At 66.8% G+C, this 24,840-nt stretch carries 22 protein-coding genes; 8 read left to right on the plus strand and 14 right to left on the minus strand.

Features of this window, described 5'->3' with window-relative positions; all coding sequences use genetic code 11:
- Positions 1–1,027: 1,027 nt before the first annotated feature.
- Positions 1,028–1,417, minus strand: coding sequence for a hypothetical protein (locus AWC25_RS08145; protein WP_085166594.1), 390 nt, complete (start codon positions 1,415–1,417; stop codon positions 1,028–1,030).
- Between the two features lie 1,059 nt (positions 1,418–2,476).
- On the opposite strand from AWC25_RS08145, the gene AWC25_RS08155 reads away from it, so the two are divergent.
- The 4 genes from AWC25_RS08155 to AWC25_RS08170 are packed head-to-tail and all read left to right on the plus strand — an operon-like array spanning position 2,477 to position 6,042.
- Positions 2,477–3,274 carry a DUF5631 domain-containing protein gene (locus AWC25_RS08155; protein WP_085166596.1) on the plus strand — a complete coding sequence of 266 codons (798 nt, stop codon included), beginning with the start codon at positions 2,477–2,479 and terminating at the stop codon, positions 3,272–3,274.
- Positions 3,275–3,323: 49 nt separating this feature from the next.
- Positions 3,324–3,638 (plus strand): DUF2563 family protein, encoded by a 315-nt coding sequence (locus AWC25_RS08160; protein WP_085166603.1) that lies wholly within the window; start codon positions 3,324–3,326, stop codon positions 3,636–3,638.
- Positions 3,620–5,488, plus strand: a complete 1,869-nt coding sequence (locus tag AWC25_RS08165; RefSeq protein WP_085166597.1) for a putative alpha/beta hydrolase — start codon at positions 3,620–3,622, stop codon at positions 5,486–5,488. The genes AWC25_RS08160 and AWC25_RS08165 overlap by 19 nt, the downstream gene beginning before the upstream one ends.
- Before the next feature lie 29 nt (positions 5,489–5,517).
- Positions 5,518–6,042: a hypothetical protein gene (locus tag AWC25_RS08170; RefSeq protein WP_211281030.1), complete on the plus strand. Its 525-nt coding sequence runs from the start codon at positions 5,518–5,520 to the stop codon at positions 6,040–6,042.
- Between the two features lie 6 nt (positions 6,043–6,048).
- Here AWC25_RS08170 and AWC25_RS08175 read toward each other — a convergent pair whose 3' ends face one another.
- The gene (locus tag AWC25_RS08175; protein WP_085166598.1) at positions 6,049–7,176 is read right to left on the minus strand and encodes a M24 family metallopeptidase; all 1,128 of its coding nucleotides are present in this window, start codon (positions 7,174–7,176) and stop codon (positions 6,049–6,051) included.
- A 103-nt stretch (positions 7,177–7,279) separates the two neighbouring features.
- On the opposite strand from AWC25_RS08175, the gene AWC25_RS08180 reads away from it, so the two are divergent.
- Positions 7,280–8,239, plus strand: coding sequence for a 5'-3' exonuclease (locus AWC25_RS08180; RefSeq protein ID WP_085166599.1), 960 nt, complete (start codon positions 7,280–7,282; stop codon positions 8,237–8,239).
- Between the two features lie 4 nt (positions 8,240–8,243).
- Here AWC25_RS08180 and AWC25_RS08185 read toward each other — a convergent pair whose 3' ends face one another.
- The 11 genes from AWC25_RS08185 to dop all read right to left on the minus strand — a co-directional run bounded on the left by AWC25_RS08185 (position 8,244) and on the right by dop (position 20,115).
- On the minus strand, positions 8,244–8,990 hold the full coding sequence (locus AWC25_RS08185; protein ID WP_085166600.1) for a DUF4333 domain-containing protein: 747 nt from the start codon (positions 8,988–8,990) through the stop codon (positions 8,244–8,246).
- 55 nt (positions 8,991–9,045) lie between these two features.
- Complete coding sequence (locus tag AWC25_RS08190) at positions 9,046–11,796, minus strand: DEAD/DEAH box helicase (protein WP_085166605.1); 2,751 nt, start codon at positions 11,794–11,796, stop codon at positions 9,046–9,048.
- Between the two features lie 21 nt (positions 11,797–11,817).
- The gene (gene tatC / locus AWC25_RS08195; protein ID WP_372513421.1) at positions 11,818–12,798 is read right to left on the minus strand and encodes a twin-arginine translocase subunit TatC; all 981 of its coding nucleotides are present in this window, start codon (positions 12,796–12,798) and stop codon (positions 11,818–11,820) included.
- A 56-nt stretch (positions 12,799–12,854) separates the two neighbouring features.
- On the minus strand, positions 12,855–13,121 hold the full coding sequence (gene tatA, locus AWC25_RS08200; protein WP_061555961.1) for a Sec-independent protein translocase subunit TatA: 267 nt from the start codon (positions 13,119–13,121) through the stop codon (positions 12,855–12,857).
- A gap of 83 nt (positions 13,122–13,204) precedes the next feature.
- On the minus strand, positions 13,205–14,173 hold the full coding sequence (locus AWC25_RS08205) for a helix-turn-helix transcriptional regulator (RefSeq protein WP_069400469.1): 969 nt from the start codon (positions 14,171–14,173) through the stop codon (positions 13,205–13,207).
- Positions 14,170–15,177, minus strand: a complete 1,008-nt coding sequence (locus AWC25_RS08210; protein WP_069400389.1) for a helix-turn-helix transcriptional regulator — start codon at positions 15,175–15,177, stop codon at positions 14,170–14,172. The genes AWC25_RS08205 and AWC25_RS08210 overlap by 4 nt, the downstream gene beginning before the upstream one ends.
- 52 nt (positions 15,178–15,229) lie before the next feature.
- Entirely contained in the window at positions 15,230–16,588 is a 1,359-nt protein-coding gene (gene pafA / locus AWC25_RS08215) for a Pup--protein ligase (protein ID WP_139813421.1), read from the minus strand.
- Positions 16,589–16,689: 101 nt separating this feature from the next.
- Complete coding sequence (gene prcA / locus AWC25_RS08220; protein WP_085166601.1) at positions 16,690–17,439, minus strand: proteasome subunit alpha; 750 nt, start codon at positions 17,437–17,439, stop codon at positions 16,690–16,692.
- Positions 17,436–18,311 carry a proteasome subunit beta gene (gene prcB, locus AWC25_RS08225; RefSeq protein ID WP_069400391.1) on the minus strand — a complete coding sequence of 292 codons (876 nt, stop codon included), beginning with the start codon at positions 18,309–18,311 and terminating at the stop codon, positions 17,436–17,438. The genes prcA and prcB overlap by 4 nt, the downstream gene beginning before the upstream one ends.
- Positions 18,308–18,502 (minus strand): ubiquitin-like protein Pup, encoded by a 195-nt coding sequence (locus AWC25_RS08230; RefSeq protein ID WP_044511923.1) that lies wholly within the window; start codon positions 18,500–18,502, stop codon positions 18,308–18,310. Before AWC25_RS08230 ends, prcB begins: the two co-directional genes overlap by 4 nt.
- Before the next feature lie 104 nt (positions 18,503–18,606).
- Positions 18,607–20,115 (minus strand): pup deamidase/depupylase, encoded by a 1,509-nt coding sequence (gene dop, locus AWC25_RS08235; protein WP_069400392.1) that lies wholly within the window; start codon positions 20,113–20,115, stop codon positions 18,607–18,609.
- A 106-nt stretch (positions 20,116–20,221) separates the two neighbouring features.
- Here dop and AWC25_RS08240 point away from each other — a divergent pair, with 106 nt between their 5' ends.
- Together AWC25_RS08240 and AWC25_RS08245 are read left to right on the plus strand one after the other, a co-directional pair.
- Positions 20,222–21,406 carry a hypothetical protein gene (locus AWC25_RS08240; RefSeq protein WP_069400393.1) on the plus strand — a complete coding sequence of 395 codons (1,185 nt, stop codon included), beginning with the start codon at positions 20,222–20,224 and terminating at the stop codon, positions 21,404–21,406.
- A gap of 4 nt (positions 21,407–21,410) precedes the next feature.
- Positions 21,411–22,016 (plus strand): hypothetical protein, encoded by a 606-nt coding sequence (locus AWC25_RS08245; protein ID WP_085166602.1) that lies wholly within the window; start codon positions 21,411–21,413, stop codon positions 22,014–22,016.
- Between the two features lie 111 nt (positions 22,017–22,127).
- Here the strand turns inward: AWC25_RS08245 and arc are convergent, their stop codons facing one another.
- Positions 22,128–23,957 carry a proteasome ATPase gene (gene arc, locus AWC25_RS08250; protein ID WP_069400470.1) on the minus strand — a complete coding sequence of 610 codons (1,830 nt, stop codon included), beginning with the start codon at positions 23,955–23,957 and terminating at the stop codon, positions 22,128–22,130.
- A gap of 308 nt (positions 23,958–24,265) precedes the next feature.
- Here arc and lppK point away from each other — a divergent pair.
- Positions 24,266–24,840: lipoprotein LppK (gene lppK, locus AWC25_RS08255; protein WP_085166606.1), on the plus strand; the 575-nt coding region annotated here is incomplete at its 3' end.

Genomic DNA, 24,840 nt, shown 5'->3' on the forward strand with positions numbered 1-24,840 from the left:
AGTTCGCTCTACAGTGGACCACGACCCACCAACCCCAAGCCGCATAGCGACTGGACCACCAAACGGGTCCCTCTCACCTTTAGCAGCCAACAGATTACTGACGCTATGTCGAAGGCGTGCGCAGACTACCACTCTGTCTGTGGAGCCCGCGCTACGGCAGCAACAATGCAGATCCGATAATCCGGCGACAAGGACTCTGATTTCACGATCACGCGAGCAGTGTACAAATGGCTTCTGTTCCGACTACCTGCGCGGCACAGCCAATAACTTTTGAATGCATCCTTAGGCCTGATGAACCGGGGCAGGTTCTCCAAAAACGTTGTCAGCGAGATCATCTCCGGTATACCAAAGGGTGTGATGCGGTTCCAGCACTAATCTCACCGAGTTCAAGGGGGAGTCCTGCCTGAGTGATTGGACACAGCGTCGAGCCGCGGGTGACTAGCCTGATGACGAATACGAGATACGATCGACGTGTGTCGGAGATGTCACCGCCGCCGTTCTTTGCGCCTGGCCCACCGCCGAGAACACCCGCACCTAAGCGGTTCCGGCCATCGCTTGCGCTGCTGTTCGTAGCATTGTTAGTGACCTTGGGCGTAGCGATCGTCGGGTGGTTTCGGCCTGTCCCACCTGCCGCCCCTGAGCCTCAGCCCTATAGCGCCGAACAGATCGCCAAAGCTAAAGCGAAGGTCTGCTCAACCTACGAACAAGTGCGCAAGGCCGTAGTCACCAATACGAGTCGCAGTGCGGGAGAGGACCCCACCGCAACGCTTGCCGTAGCTGCCAATGCACGAGCCGCCTTGTACAACGGCGGAGACTATCTTTCAAAGGCTCTCGTCCAAGAACCAGCAGCCCCGCCTGAACTGATAAAGGCAGTACGTACTCTTGTCGATTCGTACCAAAAATTAGCCCTCGACTATCTATCTGATGCACCAGAATCCGAACAGCAGTCATCTCGCGACGCCGTGAGCAGTGCCGGCACCAGAGTCTATAGCCTGTGCCAATGAGTCCTTTTCCTTCCGGTGAGTGGTCATTCTTGCTCGTAGGCCATCAATGGCCGCCCTACCAGGATTTGATGGTTCTGTCGGACAGCAGGACAAACCGCGGGCAAATAAAATTTAGGTTTACTAGTTTCGCCGACACGCTGCGCAACGCTCGATCCGGTCCTCTCGCCGATCAGCATGGCTTTACGGCGCATGATCTTCGCGACGCCTTCACTCAAGGCGAGAACCACGCACGCCAAGTTGCCGAGAAGAACGGCATTAAGCAAGACGCATATGCCATAGCGTACGACAGCATCGTTAGTCTCCAGAACGATCTGACTAATCTGGCCGAAGAGGGTAACCAACGGATCATTGACATCCAAAGCTCTGAGGAGCTTCTGGAAGTTAAGGTGATGCAGATCGTCGCTCAGATTCATCAATACCAAGCGTTGTCGAATTTGATCGCAGCCAAGTACAGCGGCAACGTTCTTGATGCAATGCAGAAAATACTTAACTGCGATGGCCCTGGGCAGTCAGCGCGGAAATTCGCGCAATCCCACGGGGTCGATGCCAGCCAGATGTTCAATCAGCGAGATGAACAAAAGGACGTCGAGGGTCAGGTGCGACGTTTGCTAGGCAAATCAGGCGCACCAGCATCCAGTTCGGGAGCTCCAAGTCCGAACCGCGGCCCCGTGCCGACGGATGCCTCTGGCTCTGCGCCGCCACAACTCGGCGAAGCAGGACGAGGCGCATCGCCTGCTTACTTCCACCATCCGACATCCCTCAACCCGGGTCTTGAGCCGTCACAAGTCGGTGCTCTAGGACGTAGTACATCGAATCCAGGCCAAACCTCCTCATCCGGCTTCGCGAGCGGATCTGCAGCATCGGGCCAGGTCGCTGCATCTGGTGGACCAACGTCGCCAGGGATTCGTGGGACATCCGCACCTTCGGCGCACCCTCCTGGCGTATCCGCGACGACGGTGGCTGCTTCCGGTCCGGCACGACCGGCAACTGGAGGGATGTCCGTATGTCTGCCCAATGCACCACAAGTGGCCGGCGCGACGGCCCCAACCGGCGCGCCTACCGCCCCTACCGGCGCCGCTACCGCCCCTGCGAGCCCGGTCCAGCCGGTGACGCCGGCCGACTTGGCGCACAGCTTCGACAAGGGAATGCAAGCGGGAACACCGATTTCGGCAACTGCGAGCCCGATGCCGCCGCATCCGCTCGCAACAGACGGCCAGGCGGTCGCGACTACTCCGAGCGCGGGCGCGGGTCCTATACAAGGCAACGCGCCGACCTACGAGGCACCGCCGGTCGCGCACGCGGCACCCCCGGACGCGACCCCGGCACCGCAGGTCGTAGCGGGACCATCCGCCCCCGCTGCCCCGGCTCCACCGGCACCGGCAGGTCCACTGCCGGCCTACGCCTCCGACATTCGACCGACCGTTACCGCGGCCTCGCCGCCGGTCACCCTCCCACCCCCACCCTCGTCGGCCATGGCAAGTTCCGCGCCGGTGCATCCCTCAGCGGGCCAAAGCTCCCCGGCCGGGCCAACGGTCGTCCGTTCGACGCCGCCGCCCGCACCACCCGCGTCGCCGTCGGGTCTGGGAATTCAGGCCGTCGCGGCCACCGCCACCGGAGCGGTCGCCGGCGCCGCATCGGCCAACGCGACCGCGCAGGCCCGCCTGCAGCGCCTCGTCTTCTCGGTCGCGCGCCAACAACCCAGACTGGGCTGGGCAGCGGGCGATCGGCCGGACGAAACCACTGTGCTGACAACCGATCTCGCAAGCGGCTGGATCCCACCTGGCATCCAGCTCCCTGCTGCGGTCACACTGTTGCCCCCCGAACGTCGCCGCGGCGATATCGAAACGCTGCTCGGCGAAGTCACCATGGCCGCTGGCTACACCCCAATCCACCATGTCCCCGACGAGGATGAACCGGTCCGCACCTCGACACGGCCCCGCCAGGTACCCGAGATCGACGAACTGGGCTGGGAACTCAATCAAGCCACCCAGTGGCGCGATGGCTTACCGCGGCTGGCGCACACACTCGCCAAAGCCGCCACCGGCGGCACCGGAGTGCTGGACAAAGAGGTCGACCTGCTGCACACCCATCTGCGTGAGGTCAGCACCCGCGTGCTGGAGAGCTACCCGGATCGCGTCGATGCCCACGAGGTCGGCAACTGGCAGCTGCTCGCCGCAATCGACGCCCTCATCGCCGGTGACAAGGCTTCCGCCACCTATCACCTCGCCTGGTTCCAGGCCTGCAGCGCAACAACTCACAAGGTGAATTGACGGGCACGGCCCCGCTAGTAATCTTTTGGCCAGCTCGGAAGGGGTGCCGGTGTTCGTCAACACTGAATTACTGCACTCGGGGGGAAACCAATCTCACCGCGCGGGTGGACATGCCCAAGACGCGGCCGATCGGCTCTCGCGAGGTCCACTGATGTCGGGAATGTTCGGTGGCTTCGCCGCCGCTGAAGCATTCCACGAGGCCGTAACCGTGGCCCACGCTCAGCACGTGAGCGGCCTGCAATCACACGGAGAAGCACTGACGTCGATCGGCGGCAAGGCCCATCGGGCCGCCACCGAGTTCACCGACATGGAGGAGCACAACACCGCGGAACTGCGGGCCGTGCGATGCAACTCCGCTACATAAGCATTCCGCAACTGGTCGCCGAGGCCGGTGGTGATCCCTGGTCGGTCAACAGCAGCCTCCAAAGCGGCAGCCCTGCAACCATTTCCGGGCTCGCGGAAACGTTCTACAGCGCCGGCGCATGTACCACCGAGTCCAGCACGGCATTCGACGAAGCGCGCAGGCGCTTCGAGGCATCGTGGAACCGCCAAAATGGCGGCAACCCGATCAACGACGCCGCCGAGGTCCAACGCACCGCCCAGTCACTCGGCGCACATTCCGTGCAACTGAGCAAGATTGGCGTCGACCTGGAGAACATCGCTGCTGCGTTGGCGGCAGCTCAACAGACCAGCACAACGCTGATCCAGACGCTGCAGGGCCAGCTAGGGCAGACCGATGATCAACTCGCCCAAGCACTCCGGCTGGAGTCATACGCGGCCCTTGCCGCCGCGGACCGTTCCGCGCTTGATTCGCTCATCAGCCTGCTCGAACAGCAAGCGATCGACGACACGAAATCAACACTGGCGCAAATCCAATCGGTGCGTAGCGGCTACGCTGACTACCTGCAGAAGTCGCTGACGACCCTGCGCACCGACGGATACGACGGCGCCGCCGTTCAACAACCACCGGCCAAATTGGGGGATCCGGTATCGCTGCCGCCGCCCGGGACAAACGCCGAGGACGCCAACCGGTGGTGGAACACGCTCACCAGGCAGCAGCAAGATCAGTTGGTGGTCCAACATCCCCGAGAGCTAGGCAACCTCAACGGAATTCCCGTCGCCGACCGCAGCCGGGTCAACACCGCCGTGCTCAACGACGACCTGCATCGAGTGCAGGATCTGGCGCGCCGGCGAGGTGTTTCCGTCGAAGCGGTGCTCAACGCCCCGGGCGAGTACGGGTTGTCCCCCACCGCAATCACCCGCTACATCAACGCGCGCCGAAGCCAGGACGGCTTGGCCAAGGCCGGCGAGTCCGTAGACCCGTGGAACAGGCGCCCCGAAATATTTCTGATCAGATACGAACCCGAGGCATTCGACGGTGAGGGCGCCGGAGCCATCGCGATGGGCAATCCCGACACGGCCGCCCACACCGCAGTGCTGGTGAAGGGTTTGGGAAGCGGGATGTTGCAGGGCACGTTGGCCAACCCCGACGGCCAGAGACTCTACGACGAAACGGCACGCGCCGCGCAGGGCAGGCCAACCTCGGTGGTGCTGTGGATAGGCTACGACGCCCCGGACACCGTCACCGACCCCGGACTCTACGAACCGAACATGGCACGCACCGGCGGGCGACTGCTCGCATCGGAGGTCAACGCCTTGGCAATCACTCACGAGGGCGCGCCCACCCACATGACAGTGGTAGGCCACTCCTACGGATCCACCACCGTCGCCGACGCGGCCGCCGCCTTCGGCATGCGCGCCAACGATGTGGTGCTGGTCGGTTCGCCGGGAACTGATTTGGCGCGCTCGGCAGCCGATTTCCACCTGCCGCCCGGCGGGCATCTTTATGTCGGCGCCGCATCCGGCGACGCGGTGACCTGGTCTCCCAATCGCGCGACCGGACCGGGTCTGCTCGGTCCGCCGCTGGGCGGGCTCGGCGCAGATCCCTCGACCGACGGCTACGGCTCCACCCGGTTCAAGGCCGAAGTTCCTGGATATACCGTCAATCCCATCTACGACCACTCCCACTACTTCGACACTGGGTCGGAGTCGCTGTTCAGCATCGCCGACGTGCTCTCCGGTCACGGTGACGCGCTGCAACGCGACGGCATGACCGCACGCCACCGCGGCGAATACGGATTGGGTGACTGGTTTGATCCCGAGGCGTTCCGCGCGGCGACCACCGGCCATACGCACAGTGTGCCGACGCGTTGACCCCAGAAAGACCACGAAGGAAGTGACGCGTGTGGACCAGAGCAGCCAAGATCGCCGTCGCACTGACAGCCAGCGCCACGCTCGCGGGATGCGTTGACGCCGTGCGTAATCCGATCTCCCCCGAACAGGCCCGGGCCCAGGCCGTCGACGCCGCCCGCGGCATCGTCAGCACGTTGCATGCCCAGGTAACCGAAGCGACGTTCAGCTACGAATCATGTAACGACCAGGGAGCGCCGCCTTTTCGGGGCGTCGCGAAGGTGGCGTTCTGGCTGCCCGGCGTTCCGCACAACCAACCGGCCGACGCCGAGGCGGTGATCACGGCGCTCGGAGCGGGCGGCTGGCGCACCGATTCCGACTTCAAATCCCACGCGCCGACGCTGCGCAAGGACAACATCAACGTCATCCTGACCGTGGCGCCCAGCCCACCGGCCGGGGTCGAACTCAACAGCCACGCGCGCGTCGACGTCAATGGAGAATGCCGCGACACCAGCGATCACCGCACCGACGGAACCATCGTGCCGGTCGATATCGGCAGCGAAGTCCGGCAGGACTGACGACGCTCAGTCCACCGGCACCACGACAAGCTCGTGCGGACGGTTGTTGACCGGCAACGCGCCGTCCTCGGTGACGACGACGATGTCTTCGATGCGGGCACCCCAGCGGCCCGGGAAATAGATGCCGGGCTCGATCGAGAAGGACATGCCGGCGGTCAACGCCAGATCGTTGCCGCTGACGATGTAGGGCTCTTCGTGCACCGAGAGTCCGATGCCGTGTCCGGTGCGATGTACGAAAAACTCCGCGAGCCCGGCTGAGGCCAGCACGTCGCGCGCTGCGGCGTCGACCTGCTCGGCGGTCACCCCCGGACGAACCGCCTCAAGAGCCGCCTGTTGGGCCTTCTGCAGCAGCGAATACTGTTGTGCCACATCGGCAGAAGGTTCCCCCAGGCTGTAGGTGCGCGTCGAGTCGGAATGGTATCCGGGCTCGTAGGCTCCCCCGATGTCGACCACGACGATGTCGCCGGGCCGCAGTTCGCGATCCGAATAGCTGTGGTGCGGGTCCGCCCCATGCGGGCCGGAGCCGACGATGATGAACGACACTTCCGAATGGCCCTCGGCGACAATGGCTTCGGCGATATCGGCGGCGACGTCGGCCTCGGTGCGACCCGGGACCAGGAACTCTGGCACCCGGGCATGCACGCGGTCGATGGCCGAACCGGCCTTGCGCAGTGCGTCGATCTCGCACTCCTCCTTGACCATCCGCAGCGTGCGCAGGATGTCCGTGGCCAACACCGGCGTCACGCCAAAAGCCCCCGCCAACGGCAACAGGTGCAGCGCCGGCATCGAATCGGTGACGGCTGTCGCCGCGGGGGCACCGCCCAACGCGGCAAGCACCAGCTGATAGGGATCGTCGCCGTCGACCCAATCGCGCACTGCCACGCCCAGTTCCGCGATCGCCGATCCCTTCAGCGAAGCCAGTTCCAGCCGCGGCACCACAACGGTCGGATCACCGGCGGCCGGCACTACTAGCGCGGTCAGCCGCTCGAAGGTCTGCGCGCGTGAGCCGCTGAGGTAGCGCAGGTCGCATCCCGGGGTGATCACCAGGCCGTCAAGTCCGGTCTTGGCGGTCGCCTCGGCGGCCGCGGCCAGGCGACGGGCATAGACCTCGGCGCCGAATCGGTGAGAGTCCATGGCAGCCAGGCTAACCGCACCAGCCGAACGTCGAGTTGATGTGGTGTTTTTGCCGGATGGGCGACAACAAGTCGACGTTGGACAGCGTGAAAAGATAAGCCGCATGCCTGCACCTCTGCTGCTGCTCGACGGCGCCAGCATGTGGTTTCGCTCCTACTTCGGGGTGCCGTCGTCGATCACCGCTCCGGACGGCCGACCGGTCAACGCCGTCCGCGGATTCCTCGACTCGATGGCCGTGGTCATCGGCCAACAGCGCCCGAAACGACTGGCGGTCTGCCTCGACCTGGATTGGCGGCCACAATTCCGGGTCGACCTGATTCCGTCGTACAAGGCGCATCGGGTCGCCGAACCGGAACCCGAAGGCACACCCGACATCGAGGAAGTGCCCGATGACCTCACCCCGCAGGTCGACATGATCATGCAGCTGCTGGACGCCTTCGGGATCCCGACGGCGGGCGCGGAGGGATTCGAGGCCGACGACGTGCTGGGCACGCTGGCCGCCAGGGAACGAGACGACCCCGTCATCGTGGTCAGCGGGGACCGCGACCTGCTGCAGGTGGTGACCGACGACCCGGTCCCGGTGCGGGTGCTCTACCTGGGCCGCGGGCTGGCCAAGGCCACGCTGTACGGACCGGCAGAGGTGGCGGAAAGCTACGCGGTGCCGCCGGATCGGCCCGGACCCGCCTACGCCGAGCTCGCGTTGTTGCGCGGCGACCCGTCCGATGGTCTGCCGGGCGTGCCGGGCGTCGGCGAGAAGACGGCCGCCACCCTGCTGGCCCAGCACGGATCGCTGGAGCGGATCCTGGCCGCCGCACGCGACCCGAAATCCAAGATGGCCAAGGGGTTGCGGGCCAAACTGCTGGGCGCCACCGACTACATCGAGGCGGCCGGCCCGGTGGTGCATGTCGCCACCGACGCGCCGGTCACGCTTTCGACACGATCCGACCGATTGCCGCTGACCGCGGCCGACCCGCGGCGCACCGCCACGCTGGCGACGGAGTTCGGGGTGGGCTCCTCGATCGCGCGGCTGCAGCGGGCGCTGGACTCGCTACCGCAGCACTGAGGCGTTACTGGGGCCGACCGACCTCGTAGGTGCCCTTGTCGTCCTGGAAAGTCACCGTCACCCGCTTCTGCGCCCCGTCGATGCTGACGCTGCAGTCGAACGTCGCGCCCTTCTGCACCGTCGGGTCGGCGCCGTTGTTGCACTTGACGTCCTTGACGTTCTTGGCGCCGTAACCGTTGGTCTCGTCGCTGAGCACTTGTTGCACGCCGCTTTGCGCCTTGTTGATGTCCAGCTTGGTGGTGACGAAAAAGCCGGGCTCCCAGAAGCCGAGCACCAGCACGACCGCGATCAGAAGAAACGCGACCGCCCCGGCGATGCCGCCGATCAGCGCGACCGACCGCTTCTTCTTCGGCTGCTCATAGCCCGGGTACTGCTGCGGGTACTGACCGGACTGCCCGTATTGACCCGGCTGACCGTACTGCCCGGGCTGCGCGTACTGACCGGGCTGACCATACTGTCCCGGCTGCGGGTACTGGCCGGGTTGGCCGTACCCCGGCTGGGCGTATTGGCCGGGCTGACCATACTGTCCCGGCTGCTGCGGGTACGGCTGCTGGTAGGCATGCTCGGTCGGCGGCTGGTATTGCGGGTAGTCGGCGGGCGGGGTGTAGGCGGGGGCCTGCCAGGTGCCGTCCTGGGTGGGAGGTTGCTGTTGCCAGGGTGAGCCCACCTGAGTCGGTTCCTGGGAGCGATCGCCACCCTCGCCGGGCGGTTGCCACTGCTGGCCCGGATCCGATCCATGCGGTCCGCTCATCGTTTCTCCTCAATCGCCTTGTGTGCTGGCCCTGTAACGGTAGCTCGCGCCCAGCCTACCCGGCGTCAACTGCGACGACGCCGCGCCGAACGTCGTTGATGGCACGCTTTGCCGTCGCCCGCAGGTCCGCTTCGGGCGCGGCATTGCGGACCTGATCCAACAGGTCGAGCACCTGTCGGCACCACCGTACGAAATCCCCCGCCAACAACGGCGACCCGCTGCCCGTCACGTCGGCCGCCGCCAGCGAGCCCGCCAGGTCGCCGGTGCGGGCCCACCGGTAGATGGCGGTGACGAAGCCGTCGTCGGGCTCGCGGCTCGGGGTGATGCGGTGCGTCTGCTCGTCGGCGCGCAGCGCATACGACAGCTTCGCCGTCTGCAGCAGCGCCTGGCGCAGCCGCGGGGTGGGTGCCTCCGCCGCAAAGGGACCGCTGGGGCCGTCACCGCCGCGGGACTCGTAGAGCACCGCCGACACCACCGCGGCCAGCTCCGCCGGCTTCAGGTCCGCCCACGCGCCGGTGCGCAGGCATTCCGCGACCAGCAGGTCGCTCTCGCTGTAGATCCGCGCCAGCAGCCGGCCGTCGTCGGTGACACGCGGATCCGTCGCGGGCCCCTGGATGAATGCGCGTTCGGTCAGCAATCCGACGATCCGGTCGAAGGTGCAGGCCAGCGAGTTCGTCGCCGCGGCGACCTTCTTCTCCAATTGCGCGTTGTCGCGTTCGATGCGCAGATACCGCTCGGCCTCCCGAACCTGGGCCTCGACGCCGGGGCTGCCGTGGGCGGGGTGACGGCGCAAGTCGTCACGCAGGGCCGCCAGCTCCGGATCATGGAAGCCACCGTCGGAATCGGCGCCGCGACCGCGGGATGGAACATCGAGGCCGGTGACGGCCGAGCGCAGCGCCGACGCCAGGTCGCGCCGCACCCTCGGCTGGCGGTGTTCCACTCGTTTCGGCAAGGACATCGAGGCGACCGGCGCGGCCGCGCCGGAATAGTCGGCCGACGAAATGCGGCCCGCCCAACGGTGTTCGGTGAGCACCAGCGGCCGGGGGTCGTCGCCGTCGCGGGCCGATTCCAGCACCACCGCCAGCCCGCTGTGCCGGCCGTGCGTGATCGTGATGATGTCGCCGCGGCGTAGCCCGGCCAGCGCCGCGTTGGCGGCCTGCCGCCGATGCAGGCGCGACGCGCGGGACTGGGCGCGTTCCAGCTCCGTGATCCGGGCACGCATCCGGGCGTATTCCAGGATCGGCGCGTCGACCCCACCCAACTCGGCGGCGATCTCGCTTTGAATCCGCTTGCCCCGGTCGATGCCCTTGACCAGTCCGACGACCGAGCGGTCGGCCTGATACTGCGCGAATGACTGCTCGAGCAGCTGATGCGCCTGCTCGGGCCCCATGTGCTGCACCAGGTTGATCGTCATGTTGTACGACGGCGCGAACGAGCTGCGCAGCTGGAACGTGCGGGTGGACGCCAGCCCGGCCACGGCCGACGGTTCGGAGGTCTCCTCGGCCGGATGCCACAGCACCACCGCGTGCCCCTCGATGTCGATGCCGCGACGCCCGGCCCGCCCGGTGAGTTGCGTGTACTCGCCCGGTGTCAGCGGCACGTGCGCCTCGCCGTTGAACTTGACCAGTCGCTCGAGCACCACCGTGCGGGCGGGCATGTTGATGCCCAGCGCCAGCGTCTCGGTCGCGAAGACCGCCTTGACCAGGCCGGCGGTGAACAGCTCCTCGACGGTGTGCCGGAAGGCCGGCAGCATGCCGGCGTGGTGGGCGGCCAACCCGCGCAGCAGGCCCTCCCGCCACTCGTAGTAGCCGAGCACCGCGAGGTCCGCCTCGGCCAGGTCCCCGCATCGGTGCTCGATCACCTCGGCGATCTGCGCACGCTCCTCCTCGGAGGTGAGCCGCAGCGGCGAACGCAGGCACTGCTGCACCGCGGCGTCGCAACCGGCCCGCGAGAACACGAACGTGATCGCGGGCAGCAACCCCTCGGAGTCCAGCGTCGCGATCACGTCCGGCCGCGCGGGCGGTCGGTAGAAGCGGGGGCGGGACGGGCGGCCGGTGGTACGGCGGCGGGGCTGCCAGTCGCCCATACGGTCGGCCTCGCGGCGATGCGCGATGTGGCGCAGCAGCTCGGGGTTGACGCGCGGCGACCGATCGGCGGCCGGTTTCTGGTTCTCGTAGTCGAACAGGTCCAGCAGCCGCCGTCCGACCAGCACGTGCTGCCACAACGGCACCGGGCGGTGCTCGTCGACCACGACCGTCGTGTCGCCGCGCACGGTCTGGATCCAGCCGCCGAACTCCTCGGCGTTGCTCACCGTCGCCGACAGGCTGACCAGCCGCACCTCGTCGGGCAGATGCAGAATCACCTCTTCCCACACCGGCCCCCGCATCCGGTCGGCGAGAAAATGCACCTCGTCCATCACGACATGTGAAAGCCCTTGCAGCGCAGCCGAATCCGCGTAAAGCATGTTACGCAGCACCTCGGTGGTCATCACCACGACGGGCGCGTCGGCATTGACCGACATGTCCCCGGTGAGCAGACCGATGCGGTCCCGGCCATAGCGGGCCGTCAGGTCGGTGTGTTTCTGGTTGCTCAGCGCCTTGAGCGGCGTGGTGTAGAAGCACTTGCCCCCGCCGGCCAGCGCCAAATGCACGGCAAATTCGCCGACCACCGTCTTGCCGGCCCCGGTCGGCGCGCACACCAGCACGCCGTGCCCGCGCTCCAGCGCCGCGCATGCCCGCAGCTGAAAGTCGTCGAGCGCGAACGGCAGTTCGCCGGTGAACCGCGGCAACTCGGTCAACTCGGTCACGCCGTCGTCGGGTGCGGCCATCTAGGTGACGTCGTCGTGTTGCCCGGCGGCGAACGACGGCTCCGGTGCCGGCCCAGAAACCGGTTCGGCGATGGGTGCGGCCGGCTCGATGACGGAGGCTTCGTCGTCGGGAATCGCGGTTTTGGCCTCGCGCTTGGCCTTCCGCTTGTCGTGAATGCGTGCGATCTGGATCGCCACCTCTTGCAGCACCGATAACGCGACGCCCAGCGCGGTCATCGAGAACGGGTCCGAGCCGGGGGTGAATATCGCCGCGAACACGAACATCGCGAAAATCAGGCCGCGCCGCCAGGACTTGAGCTTTTCGTAGGTCAGCACGCCCGCCATGTTGAGCATGACGATCAGCAGCGGGAATTCGAAGCTGACGCCGAACACCACCAGCAGGTTGATCAGGAAGCCGAAATAGCGGTCACCGGACAGCGCGGTCACCTGCACGTCGCTGCCCACCGTCAGCAGGAAGCTCAGCGCCTTGGACAACACGAAGTAGGCCAGCACCGCGCCGCCGACGAACAGCACCGCGGCGGGGATCACGAACCCGATGGCGAAGCGGCGTTCCCGCTGATAAAGCCCCGGGGTGATGAACGCCCACAGCTCGTAGAACCACACCGGGCAGGCCAACACGATGCCGGCCGTCATGCCGACCTTCAGGCGCAGCATGAACTGGTCGAACGGGGCGGTGGCCAGCAGCCGGCACTGCCCGTCGGCGCTGATATCGGCACGAGCCGACTGTGGTAGCGAACAGTACGGGTGGCGCAACCATTCGCCGAGGCTCTCCAGCCCGAACAGCGGGTGGCCGTACCAGACGAAGCCCAGGATGGTGGTGAGCAGGATCGCGCCCAGCGAGATCAGTAGCCGGGTGCGCAGTTCGGTGAGGTGGTCGGCCAGCGACATCGTCGCGTCGGGATTGGTCCGACTGCGCCTGTTGCGCGGGTTGAGACGCTTCAGCAAGGCAGCGGTGCGCGCTGAAGTCTTGAATGCTTTCACGACGTTCGGTCAGTGGCGCTCGGGCACCGGATTGGTCAACGAGGCCGAGTACCCGGCTAAGCGGGACGCGCTTCGGTGTGCCCCTGCTCGGTAGTCGGCGACGGGTCGACCCGCTGCGACTGCACGGGCTGGGGGGCCGCCGCGGGGGTTTGGATCGACGGCGCTTCGGACTTGCTCTCCGTCTGCATTTCACGCATCTCGGACTTGAAGATGCGCATCGACTTGCCCAGCGAACGGGCCGCATCCGGGAGTTTCTTGGCACCGAACAGCAAGATCACGACGACCGCGAGGATCGCCCAGTGCCACGGACTAAGACTGCCCACTTTGATTACCTCCAGACGTCCACCCGATGCTACCGCAGCGCGGGCAACTGCCGGTGTGTCCGCGCCGACGCCGCAGGACCGGCTCAGGACGGTGCCGCTTGGTAGGACTGCAACGCCGCCGTCGCCGCGTCCCGAATCCGCCGCGCCAACGACTCCGGTTCCAGCACCCGCACGTCCGCCCCGAACCCCAGCACCAGACGCGTCATCCACTCCTCGGAGGCGTACGTCATGACCGCCTCGCACGAACCGTCGGGCAACTCGTGGACATCGCGCATCGGGTAATACTCGAACACCCACGACGCCGACGGCGCCACCCGCAGAAGGGCGGCCGGCAGGGCGGGATCGCCGTCGAACAGCGACGTGTCCGGCGGCGCGTGGCGGACCGGTTCGGGCGGTGCGGACGGTTCACCCAGTTCGGTGGCCTCGACAATGCGGTCGAATCGGAACAGCCGGACGCCCTCGGCCTCGCGCGACCACGCCTCCAGGTAGCTGTGGCCGCCGATCAACAACACCCGGATAGGGTCAACGATCCGGCTGGTAAGAGTGTCGTGCGAGGCGGAGTAGTAGTCGATCGCCAGCGCGTGCTGGTACTGGACCGCGGTGCGCACCGTGGCCGCCGCCCGGTTCTCGATGGGCGCCGGCTCGTCGATCGCGGTCGAGCCCGCCGAGTCGTGTTCGGCGGCCCCGGCCGCGGCGGCGATCTTCGCGATCGCGCTGCGCGCCGCCGCCGGGTCGACCACGCCGGGGATGTCCGCCAGCGCCCGCAGCGCGACCAGCAGGCCGGTCGCCTCGGGCGAGGTCAGCTTCAACGGCCGGTCGATGCCGGCCGAAAACGTCACCTCGATGGTGTCGCCGGAGAACTCGAAGTCGATCAGGTCGCCCGGGTAGTAGCCCGGAAGCCCGCACATCCACAGCTGGTTGAGGTCCTCTTCGAGCTGCTTGGTGGTCACGCCCAGCTCGGCCGCGGCCTCGGCGCGGGTGATCCGCGGATTGGCCTGGAAATACGGAACCATGTTGAGCAGCCGGACGAGGCGCGTCGACACGGGCGTCATGGCCGCCACTCCTGGTGGGCGCGCAGCCGGGCCACCACCTCGTCGCGTAGTGACTGCGGCTCGAGGACGACGGCGTCGGCGCCGTAGCCGGCGACCTCGCGAGCCAGCCCGTCGAGCGAGCCGATCTCGATTTCGATCACCGCACCGTCGCGTCCGCCCAGTTGCCGGGCGCCGGTGAATCGTCCGGTCCGGCGCAGCGCGGTGGCTCGCCCGTCGGCGACCCAAACCAGCGCCGGGACGCCGGTGGATGTTCCCGCAATTTCGCTGACCGTCTGGCCGACGATTTTGCGCAGGTCGACACCGTCGGGAACGGTGACGGCGCCGGCCGGGCCGATCGGCCGGACTTCGGCGCCGATGCGGGACAGCCGGAAGGTGCGGGTGGCGTCGCGGTCACGGTCGTGGCCGACCAGATACCAGCGGCCCTTCTCGGTGACCACGCCCCACGGCTCGACCGTGCGCGTGGTGTACGGCTCGGTGCGCGACGGCCGGTGCGGGAATTGCACCGCCTGCCCAGAGTCGATGGCGGACAACAGGATTCCGAGCACCTCCTCCGAGCCGCGCAGACCCGGGATCCCCTCCGGGGAGGCGATCGCCACCTGGGCCCCGGTGTCCAGCGGGTCGACGTCGACACCGGCGGCCCGCAACTTGAGCAACGCCCCCTGGGTCGCCGTGATCAGCTCGGGTGACTCCCACAGTTGGGTGGCGACGGCGACCGCGGCGGCCTCGTCGGGAGTCAACTCGACCGGCGGCAGCGCGTACGCGTCGCGGTTGATCCGATAGCCCTCGGTGGGGTCCATCGCCGATACCCGACCGACCTCCAGCGGGATGCCCAGGTCGCGCAGTTCGTTCTTGTCCCGCTCGAACATTCGGGAAAACGCCTCGAGGCTAGGGCTTTCCGAGTAGCCGGCCACGCTGGACCGAATCTTCTCCGCGGTGATGTAGCCGCGAGTGGACAGCAAGGCGATGACGAGATTGACCAGCCGTTCGACTTTCGAGGTCGCCATTTGCTCCAGATTAGATGGCCGACACCGGTCGCGTGCACCGGCGCCGGGCGGGTCACATGCTGGCGATGAGCCGCTTCACCCGTTCGTCGACCGCCCGGAACGGATCCTTGCACAGCACGGTGCGCTGCGCCTGGTCGTTGAGCTTGAGGTGCACCCAGTCGACGGTGAAGTCGCGGCCAGCGGCCTGAGCGGCGCTGATGAACTCGCCGCGCAGCCGCGCGCGGGTGGTCTGCGGCGGGTTGTCGACGGCCTCGGCGATGTCCTCGTCGGTGGTGACGCGCGCCGCCAGCCCCTTGCGCTGCAGCAGGTCGAAGACGCCGCGACCGCGCTTGATGTCGTGATACGCCAGGTCCAGCTGGGCGATCTTGGGGTCGGACAGCTCCATGTTGTAGCGGTCCTGGTAGCGCTGGAACAGCCGGCGCTTGATCACCCAGTCGATCTCGGTGTCGACCTTGGCGAAGTCCTGGCTCTCGACCGCGTCGAGTTGGCGGCCCCACAGGTCGACGACCTGCTCGATCTGCGCATTGGGTTCGCGGGTCTGCAGGTGCTCGACCGCGCGGCTGTAGTACTCGCGCTGGATGTCCAGCGCGCTGGCCTGGCGCCCGCCCGCCAGCCGGACCGGCCGGCGACCCGTGACGTCGTGGCTGACCTCACGGATGGCGCGGATCGGGTTGTCCAGTGAAAAGTCCCGGAACGGCACGCCGGCCTCGATCATCTCCAGCACCAGCGCCGCGGTCCCCACCTTGAGCATGGTGGTGGTCTCGCACATGTTGGAGTCGCCGACGATGACGTGCAGCCGCCGGTACTTCTCGGCGTCGGCGTGCGGCTCGTCGCGGGTGTTGATGATCGGGCGGCTCCGCGTGGTGGCCGACGAAACGCCTTCCCAGATGTGCTCGGCGCGTTGGGACAGGCAGAACGTCGCCGCCTTGGGCGTCTGCAGCACCTTGCCCGCACCGCAGATCAGCTGGCGGGTGACCAGGAACGGCAGCAGCACGTCGGAGATCCGGGAGAACTCACCGGCCCGCACGATCAGGTAGTTCTCGTGGCAGCCGTATGAGTTGCCCGCGGAGTCGGTGTTGTTCTTGAACAGGTAGATGTCGCCGCCGATGCCCTCGTCGGCAAGCCGCTGCTCGGCGTCGACCAGTAGGTCCTCCAGCACCCATTCCCCGGCCCGGTCGTGCGTGACCAGCTGCACCAGACTGTCGCACTCGGCGGTGGCGTACTCGGGGTGACTGCCGACGTCGAGGTAAAGGCGGGCGCCGTTACGCAGGAAGACGTTGGAGCTGCGACCCCAGGACACCACCCGGCGGAAAAGGTAGCGGGCTACCTCGTCCGGGCTCAGCCGGCGATGGCCGTGGAATGTGCAGGTGACACCGAACTCGGTCTCGATGCCCATAATTCGTCGCTGCACACAATTGAGCGTACTTGCTGTGCGCACGGGAAGGTGAGCAAGCCGCGCCCACGGCATAAAACGGACCGCGAAAACGGCGCCAGACGAGCCCCGAAAAGGACTTAGGAGTCGGAATCCTCCGGCTTGGGGCCTTTGGAATCCGTTTCCTGGAGGAGGTTTTCCAGCGCGGACCGGCCGATCCGCTGAAATGCGCGCCGCGGCCGGTTGGCGTCCAGGATGGCGACCTCCAGGCTGCCGACGTCCAGCGCGGGGGCGTCACCGTTGGAGGATTCCGCCGCACCGGCGCGCAACGCCTTGACCGCGACGCCCAAGGCGTCGTGCAGGTCGGCGTTCTCGGCGTAGGAGTCCTTGAGCGCGGCCGTGATCGGTTCGGTGGTGCCGCCCATCACGACGAAGTGCGGCTCGTCGGCGATCGACCCGTCGTAGGTGATCCGGTACATCTCAGGTGCTTTCGTCTCGCCGTAGTGCGCCACCTCGGCGACGCACAACTCGACCTCGTACGGCTTGGCCTGCTCGGTGAAAATGGTGCCGAGCGTCTGCGCGTACACGTTGGCGAGTTGGCGGCCGGTGACGTCGCGGCGGTCGTAGGCATAGCCGCGGGTGTCGGCGAACTGGATGCCACCGCGGCGCAGGTTGTCGAATTCGTTGAACCGGCCGACCGCGGCGAAACCCACCCGGTCGTAGAGTTCGCTGATCTTCTGCAGCGACCGCGACGGGTTCTCCGCGACGAACAGCACGCCGGCCGAGTAGGCCAGCGCCACCACGCTGCGGCCCCGCGCAATGCCCTTGCGCGCCAGCTCGCTGCGCTCACGCATCGCCTGTTCGGGCGAGATGAAATACGGAAAGCTCACTTCTCACCGCCATCCGGGCCGAAAGTGTCGGCGCGCGAGCGGCTTTCGATGACCTGCCGGGCAAGTTCGGCGATGCGCCCCTCGGTCACCTCGACCGCGCCTTCGGCGCCGATGGTGACCGCCGTCGGGAAGATCCCGCGCACCAGATCCGGCCCGCCCGTGGCCGAATCGTCGTCGGCGGCGTCGTAGAGCGCCTCCACGGCCACCCGCAGCGCGGAATCGACGTCGCTGACTTGGGCGTACAACTTCTTCATCGACGACTTGGCGAAGATCGAACCCGACCCCACCGACTGGTAGCCCTCCTCCTCGATGTTCCAGCCGCCGGCCGCGTCGAACGACACGATGCGCCCGGCACTTTCCGCGTCGGCGGCCTGGATGTCGTAGCCCACCAACAGCGGCAGCGCGACCAGCCCCTGCATGGCGGCGGGCAGGTTGCCCCGCACCATGATCGCCAACCGGTTCACCTTGCCGGCGAACGTCAGCGGCACGCCTTCGAGCTTCTCGTAGTGCTCCAGCTCGACGGCGTAGAGGCGGGCGAATTCGACGGCGATCGCCGCCGTGCCGGCGATGCCCGTCGCGGTGTAGTCGTCGGTGATGTAGACCTTTTTCACGTCGCGACCGGCGATCATGTTGCCCTGGGTGGAGCGCCGATCACCGGCGATCAGGACACCGCCGGGGTATTTCAGCGCGACGATCGTGGTGCCGTGCGGCAAGTGCGCGCCCTCGCCGCCGGCCGCCCCGCCGCCGAGAACCGCGGGCAGCAATTCCGGCGCCTCGCGGCGCAACAGGTCGGCGAACGACGAGGTATTGACAGCGGAAAATCCGGGGAGAGCCGTGTTGGTGGACAGACGATCAGGAAACGACCAGGTCACTGTCCGCCCTTTTGGACGTACGCGCGGACGAAGTCCTCCGCGTTTTCCTCCAGGACGTCGTCAATCTCGTCGAGCAGATCGTCGGTTTCCTCGGTCAGTTTCTCGCGACGCTCCTGGCCGGCAGCCGTCGTGCCAACGACCTCATCGTCGTCGTCGCCACCACCGCCGCGCTTCGTCTGCTCCTGCGCCATCGCCGCCTCCTGCTTCGTGTGGGCCCTGCTTACGGCCGGGTAAGCACGCCCGCTGGTCTTTCTACCCTACCGGGTCACATCCGTCGATCTTTGCCTAACAAGCCTTAGCTGGTCAGTTGTTCCACCAGTTGAACAGCACTGTCCACCGAGTCCAGCAGCGCCCCGACGTGGGCCTTGCTGCCCCGCAGCGGCTCCAGCGTGGGGATGCGCACCAGGGAATCGCCACCGAGATCGAAAATCACCGAGTCCCAACTGGCCGCGGCGATGTCGGCCCCGAACCGGCGCAGGCATTCGCCGCGGAAGTACGCGCGGGTGTCGGTCGGCGGGTTCTCGACGGCGTCGAGCACCTGCTGCTCGGTGACCAGCCGCTTCATCGAGCCGCGCGCCACCAGCCGGTTGTACAGACCCTTGTCCAGCCGGACATCGGAGTACTGCAGGTCCACGAGGTGCAGTCGCGGCGCCGACCAACTCAGATTCTCCCGCTGCCGGAAACCGTCGAGCAGTCGCAGCTTGGCCGGCCAGTCCAGCAGCTCCGCGCATTCCATCGGGTCGCGCTCGAGCAGGTCGAGCACGTGCGCCCACGTTTCGACGATGTGTGAGGCGCGCGGATCGGGGTCGCGGCCGTCGACCAATTTGGCTACCCGGTCAAGGTAGATCCGTTGCAGCGCAAGGCCGGTCAGTTCGCGGCCGTCGGCCAGTGCCACCGCCACCCGCAGCGACGGGTCGCGGCTGATGGCGTGCACCGCGTGCACCGGGCGGGCCAGCGCGAGATCGGACAGGTCGATGCCGTGCATCGGGCCTTCTTCGATCAGATCCAGCACCAGGGCCGTGGTACCCAGCTTGAGGTAGGTCGACGTCTCGGCGAGGTTGGCGTCGCCGATGATGACGTGCAGCCGCCGGTACCGGTCGGCGTCGGCGTGCGGCTCGTCGCGGGTGTTGATGATGCCGCGCTTGAGCGTGGTCTCCAGCCCGACCTCGACCTCGATGTAGTCCGACCGCTGGGACAGCTGGAAGCCGGGCTCGTCACCGGACGGGCCGATACCCACCCGGCCGGAGCCCGTGACCACCTGACGGGACACGAAAAATGGGGTCAGTCCGGCGATGATCGCCGAAAACGGCGTCTGCCGCGACATCAGGTAGTTCTCGTGCGCCCCGTACGACGCGCCCTTGCCGTCGACGTTGTTCTTGTATAGCTGCAGCTTGGCGGCGCCCGGCACGCTGGCCACGTGCCTGGCCGCGGCCTCCATCACCCGTTCCCCGGCCTTGTCCCAGATCACCGCGTCCAGCGGATCGGTGCACTCCGGCGCCGAGTATTCGGGGTGCGCGTGGTCGACGTAGAGCCGCGCCCCGTTGGTCAGGATCATGTTGGCCGCACCGACCTCGTCCGCGTCGACCACCGGCGGCGGCCCGGCCGAGCGGCTCAGGTCGAAGCCGCGGGCATCGCGCAGCGGCGATTCCACCTCGTAGTCCCACCGGGTGCGCTTGGCGCGCTGGATGCCGGCGGCGGCCGCGTAGGCCAGCACCGCTTGGGTCGATGTCAGGATCGGGTTGGCGGTCGGGTCGGACGGCGACGAAATGCCGTACTCGACCTCCGTCCCGATAATCCGTTGCATGCGACAAGCCTAGGCGGAGCGGCGAGCGGTCCCCCCGCTGGGGACCGCCTTGACGTGGCGCGAAAACCGCCGGGAGGTTGCCGATGCGCCATTAGGGTGACCCGGTGTGGACGTAACTCGCCGTGCCGCCCGCGCCCGCCGGAAAGCGGCTGAACAGTGGTTCCTGGACCGCGGTTTGCCGTTGGTGCTGACGCGGCGCGGTCGCTGGCGACGGCTGTGGCCGCGGTGTGCGCCGATGCTGGCGGCTTGGGCCGTGGTGGAGGCCTGCCTCCTCGGTGTGTATTTCGTCAGCGACGGCAAAGACGTCTTGATCCAGAACACACCGACGAGTTCGCAATGGGTGATCCTGGGCCTGCTCGCGGCGGCCATCCCGCTGGCCGCGCTGCTGGGCTGGCTGGTGTCCCGGATCCCCGGCGGGCGTGCCCGCGCGGCCGTCGCGACCGCGTCGGTGGCCGTCGCCGTCGCGTGCGGGATCATCGAATCCGGTTTGATCCAGCTCACTCGGGACGCCGTCATCGTCGGACTGGTGCTGGTGTTGACCGGCTGCGGCGTCGGCTCAGTGCTGGCGTGGGCGGTGCGGATGACGCTGGAACACCTGTCCACGGTCGGCGCGCTGGCGGTTCGGGCCCTGCCCATCGTCCTGCTGACCGCGTTGGTGTTCTTCAACACCTACGTGTGGCTGATGGCCGCGCACATCAGCGGGCAGCGGCTGACGTCGGCCATTGTCTTCCTGCTCGCCATCGCGGGGACCTTCGTCGTGTCCAAGACCGTCGAACGCGTGCGGCCGCTACTGAAGTCGGCGGCCGCGCCGCCGGAAAGCGGCGAAAACTTAACCGGCACACCGTTTGTGGCGATGCCCGATCCGTCGCCGGGCTTGCCGCTCAGCCGGGCCGAAAGCCTCAACGTGGTGTTCCTGCTGGCCGTGTCGCAACTGATCGAGATCCTGGTGGTGGCCGCCGTGGGGGCCACCATGTATCTCATCCTGGGCCTGATCATCCTGACACCGCCGCTGATCCGGGAATGGACGCACACCGACACCATGACCTCGACGGTGTTCGGGTTCACCTTCCCGGCACCCGATTCGCTGATCCACACCTGCCTGTTCATCGGCGCGCTGACGTTCATGTACATCAGCGCCCGCGCGGTCGACGACGACGAATACCGGGGCATGTTCCTCGACCCGCTGATCGACGACCTGCACACCGCGTTGACGGCACGTAACCGTTACCACCACTGCCATGGCTCCCATGGCAACCTCGCGCACGAGCACGACACCACAGAAAGCGACTGAGCAGATGGCCGACTTGTCCGGAAAACGTTATGGCGAAGTGCTTCTCGTCGAGGTCGGGGAGTCCGGTCCGCAGGCCACCGTGTACAACAGCTTCGGACTCAACGACTGCCCGGCAGAGCTGTGGTCCAAGCTCGACGCGGCGGCCATCGCCGCCGAGCACGGTGCGGCCGCGGCACTGCTCAACGGTCCGCGCTACTGGCTGATGAACGAGATCGAGAAGCATGCCGAGGGTCCGCAGCAGCGGATGACGTTCGGCGGCATCGAGATGATCAAGCAAGCCACCGTGGCGCTGTCGTCGATGAACCCGGCGCCGTACACCGTCAACGAGGTCACCCGCAACACCGTGTTCGTCTTCAACGCCGGCGAGGAGATCTACGAGCTGATCGATCCCGACGGCGGGCGCTGGGTCATGCAGACCTGGAGCCAGGTCGCCGATCCCACGCTGTCACGCGCCGACCTGGCCGGGCTGGGCGATCGGCTGTCGCTGCCGGCGGGGTGGAGCTATCGGGCGCGGGTGCTCACCGAGACGCTGCGAGTGGACACCACGACACGGCCCGCGCGCGTCACGCAGGACGAGCTGACCAACAGCTACTCGTTCGAATTCGCTTGAGCCCGACCGCATTACGCCGAGACTTAAACCATTGCGACGCCCACCGGCGTGTCGTGTACCTGGTTTAAGTGTCGGCGTGGGCGAAGCCCGCCCGAGGGCCCGCCGCGGACCCTACAGGTACTGGCCGAGGTTGGACTCGGTGTCGATCGCGCGCGACGCGCTCGACGACTTGCCGGTGACCAGGGTGCGGATGTACACGATCCGCTCGCCCTTCTTGCCCGAGATCCGCGCCCAGTCGTCCGGGTTGGTGGTGTTGGGCAGGTCCTCGTTCTCGGCGAACTCGTCGACGATCGAGTCGAGCAGGTGCTGGATGCGCAGTCCGGGTTGACCGGTCTCCAGCACCGACTTGATCGCGTTCTTTTTCGCCCGGTCGACGACGTTCTGGATCATCGCCCCGGAGTTGAAGTCCTTGAAGTACATGACTTCCTTGTCACCGTTGGCGTAGGTGACCTCCAGGAACCGGTTGTCGTCGATCTCGGCGTACATCCGCTCGACGACCTTCTCGATCATCGCCCGGATGCACGCGCCCCGGTCGCCGTCGAACTCGGCCAGGTCGTCGGCGTGCACTGGCAGCGTCTCGACTAAGTACTTCGAGAAGATGTCCTGCGCCGCTTCGGCATCCGGGCGCTCGATCTTGATCTTCACGTCCAGACGTCCGGGCCGCAAAATGGCGGGGTCGATCATGTCCTCACGGTTGGAGGCGCCGATCACGATGACGTTCTCCAAGCCCTCGACACCGTCGATCTCGCTCAGCAGCTGCGGCACCACCGTGGTCTCGACGTCGGAGGAGACGCCCGTGCCACGGGTCCGGAAGATCGAGTCCATCTCGTCGAAGAACACGATCACCGGGGTGCCCTCGGACGCCTTCTCCCGGGCGCGCTGGAAGATCAGCCGGATGTGCCGCTCGGTCTCACCGACGAACTTGTTCAGCAGCTCGGGGCCCTTGATGTTGAGGAAATAGCTCTTGGCCTCGCGGGCGTCGTCGCCGCGCACCTCCGCCATCTTCTTGGCCAGCGAGTTGGCGACGGCCTTGGCGATCAGCGTCTTACCGCAGCCGGGCGGACCGTAGAGCAGCACACCCTTGGGCGGGCGCAGCGCGTACTCGCGATACAGCTCCTTGTGCAGGAACGGCAACTCGACGGCGTCGCGGATCTGCTCGATCTGTCGGGTCAGGCCACCGATGTCCTCGTAGCTGACGTCGGGCACCTCTTCCAGCACCAGGTCCTCGACCTCGGCCTTGGGGATGCGCTCGAATGCGTAACCCGCCTTGGTGTCGACCAGCAGAGAATCGCCAGGCCGCAACTTGCGCGGCCTGGTGTCGTCGTTGAGTGCGTCGGGAACTCCGTCCGGCAGATCTTCGGCCACCAGTGGCTCGGCGAGCCAGACGATTCTCTCCTCGTCGGCATGACCGACGACCAGCGCCCGGTGGCCGTCGTTGAGCACCTCGCGCAGTGTCGAGATCTCACCGACCGACTCGTAGGTCCCGGCCTCCACGACGGTCAGGGCCTCGTTGAGGCGGACGGTCTGACCCTTCCGCAGCGCTGACACGTCGATGTTCGGCGAGCATGTCAGCCGCATCTTGCGGCCCGAGGTGAACACGTCGACCGTCTCGTCGTCGTGTGCGGAAAGCAGCACGCCGTAGCCACTCGGCGGCTGACCGAGTCGATCGACTTCCTCCCGCAGCGCCAGCAGCTGCTGGCGGGCCTCTTTAAGAGTTTCCATTAATTTCGAGTTGCGGGCGGCAAGCGAGTCGATGCGCGCCTCGAGTTGATGCACATCGCGCGCGGACCGCGCGCCGCCCTGCGATTCGGTGGCCTGTTCGAGTTGTTCGCGCAGTACCGCCGCCTCGCGACGCAACTGTTCCAACTCGGCCGCATCCTCGCTGGACATGCCGGTTTCACGATTGATACCGAATGCTTCAGAACGCTCTGAGTCACCCATCTTGCGCTCCTTTCCCGCCCCGAATTGATGCGGTGGATACTCCAACGCTACCGGCCATCGGCCGTTCATGCGCGTAGTCAAATGCCGTGAAAAGTTGCGTCATTGCTCCCGCTGGTAACCTCAGCGTCGATTCGGGACCACCGAGAGGACACCCCGTGACCGCAAAAGGCCTCGCCACAGGCATCGCCGAAGTTGCGGTCATCAACACCATGTTTCCAACTGTGACTTCCATTGCACCAGTAGCGCCCGCAACTTCGGTCGCCCTCCCAGAATCAGGCATGGCCGAATAGCCCGGCCGACCCGAGTGGATGCCTCGACACCTGTCGTTAACCCTGAGCACCGCCGCCGCCGCGGCGGCCCTCGGACTCGCGTCGTGCGCACACAGCGAACCGAAGGTGCTGCCGTCGAGTAGCTCCGCGACAGCGTTGCCCACGTCCACTCCGTTGATCGTCACCGCTCCTCCGACTGCTCCCCTGCCCGTCCCCGAGGCGTTGGTAGGGGTATTGAACCGCCTTGTCGACCCGAATATTCCAGCCGTTAACAAGGTGGACCTCATCGAGGGCGCGACCCCGGGAACCCCGGCCACGCTGGACAAGTTCATCAACGCACTGCGGGACAACGGATACCTGCCGATGTCGTTCGTGGCGAACAACGTTGCGTGGTCGGACAAGAACCCCGCCAACGTCGTCGCCACCGTCACCGTCAACACCGCCAAGGGAAACAACGGCGTGTTCACCTTCCCGATGGAGTTCGCGCCCTTCCAGGGTGGCTGGCAGCTGTCCCGGCACACCGCGGAAATGCTGCTCGCGCTGAGCAACTCGCGGGCACCGGAATCGAGCCCCACCGCCAGCCCGGCCGTGCCCCTGCCCCCACCAGCCACCCC

Source organism: Mycobacterium sherrisii (genome assembly GCF_002102355.1).
GTDB lineage: Bacteria > Actinomycetota > Actinomycetes > Mycobacteriales > Mycobacteriaceae > Mycobacterium > Mycobacterium sherrisii.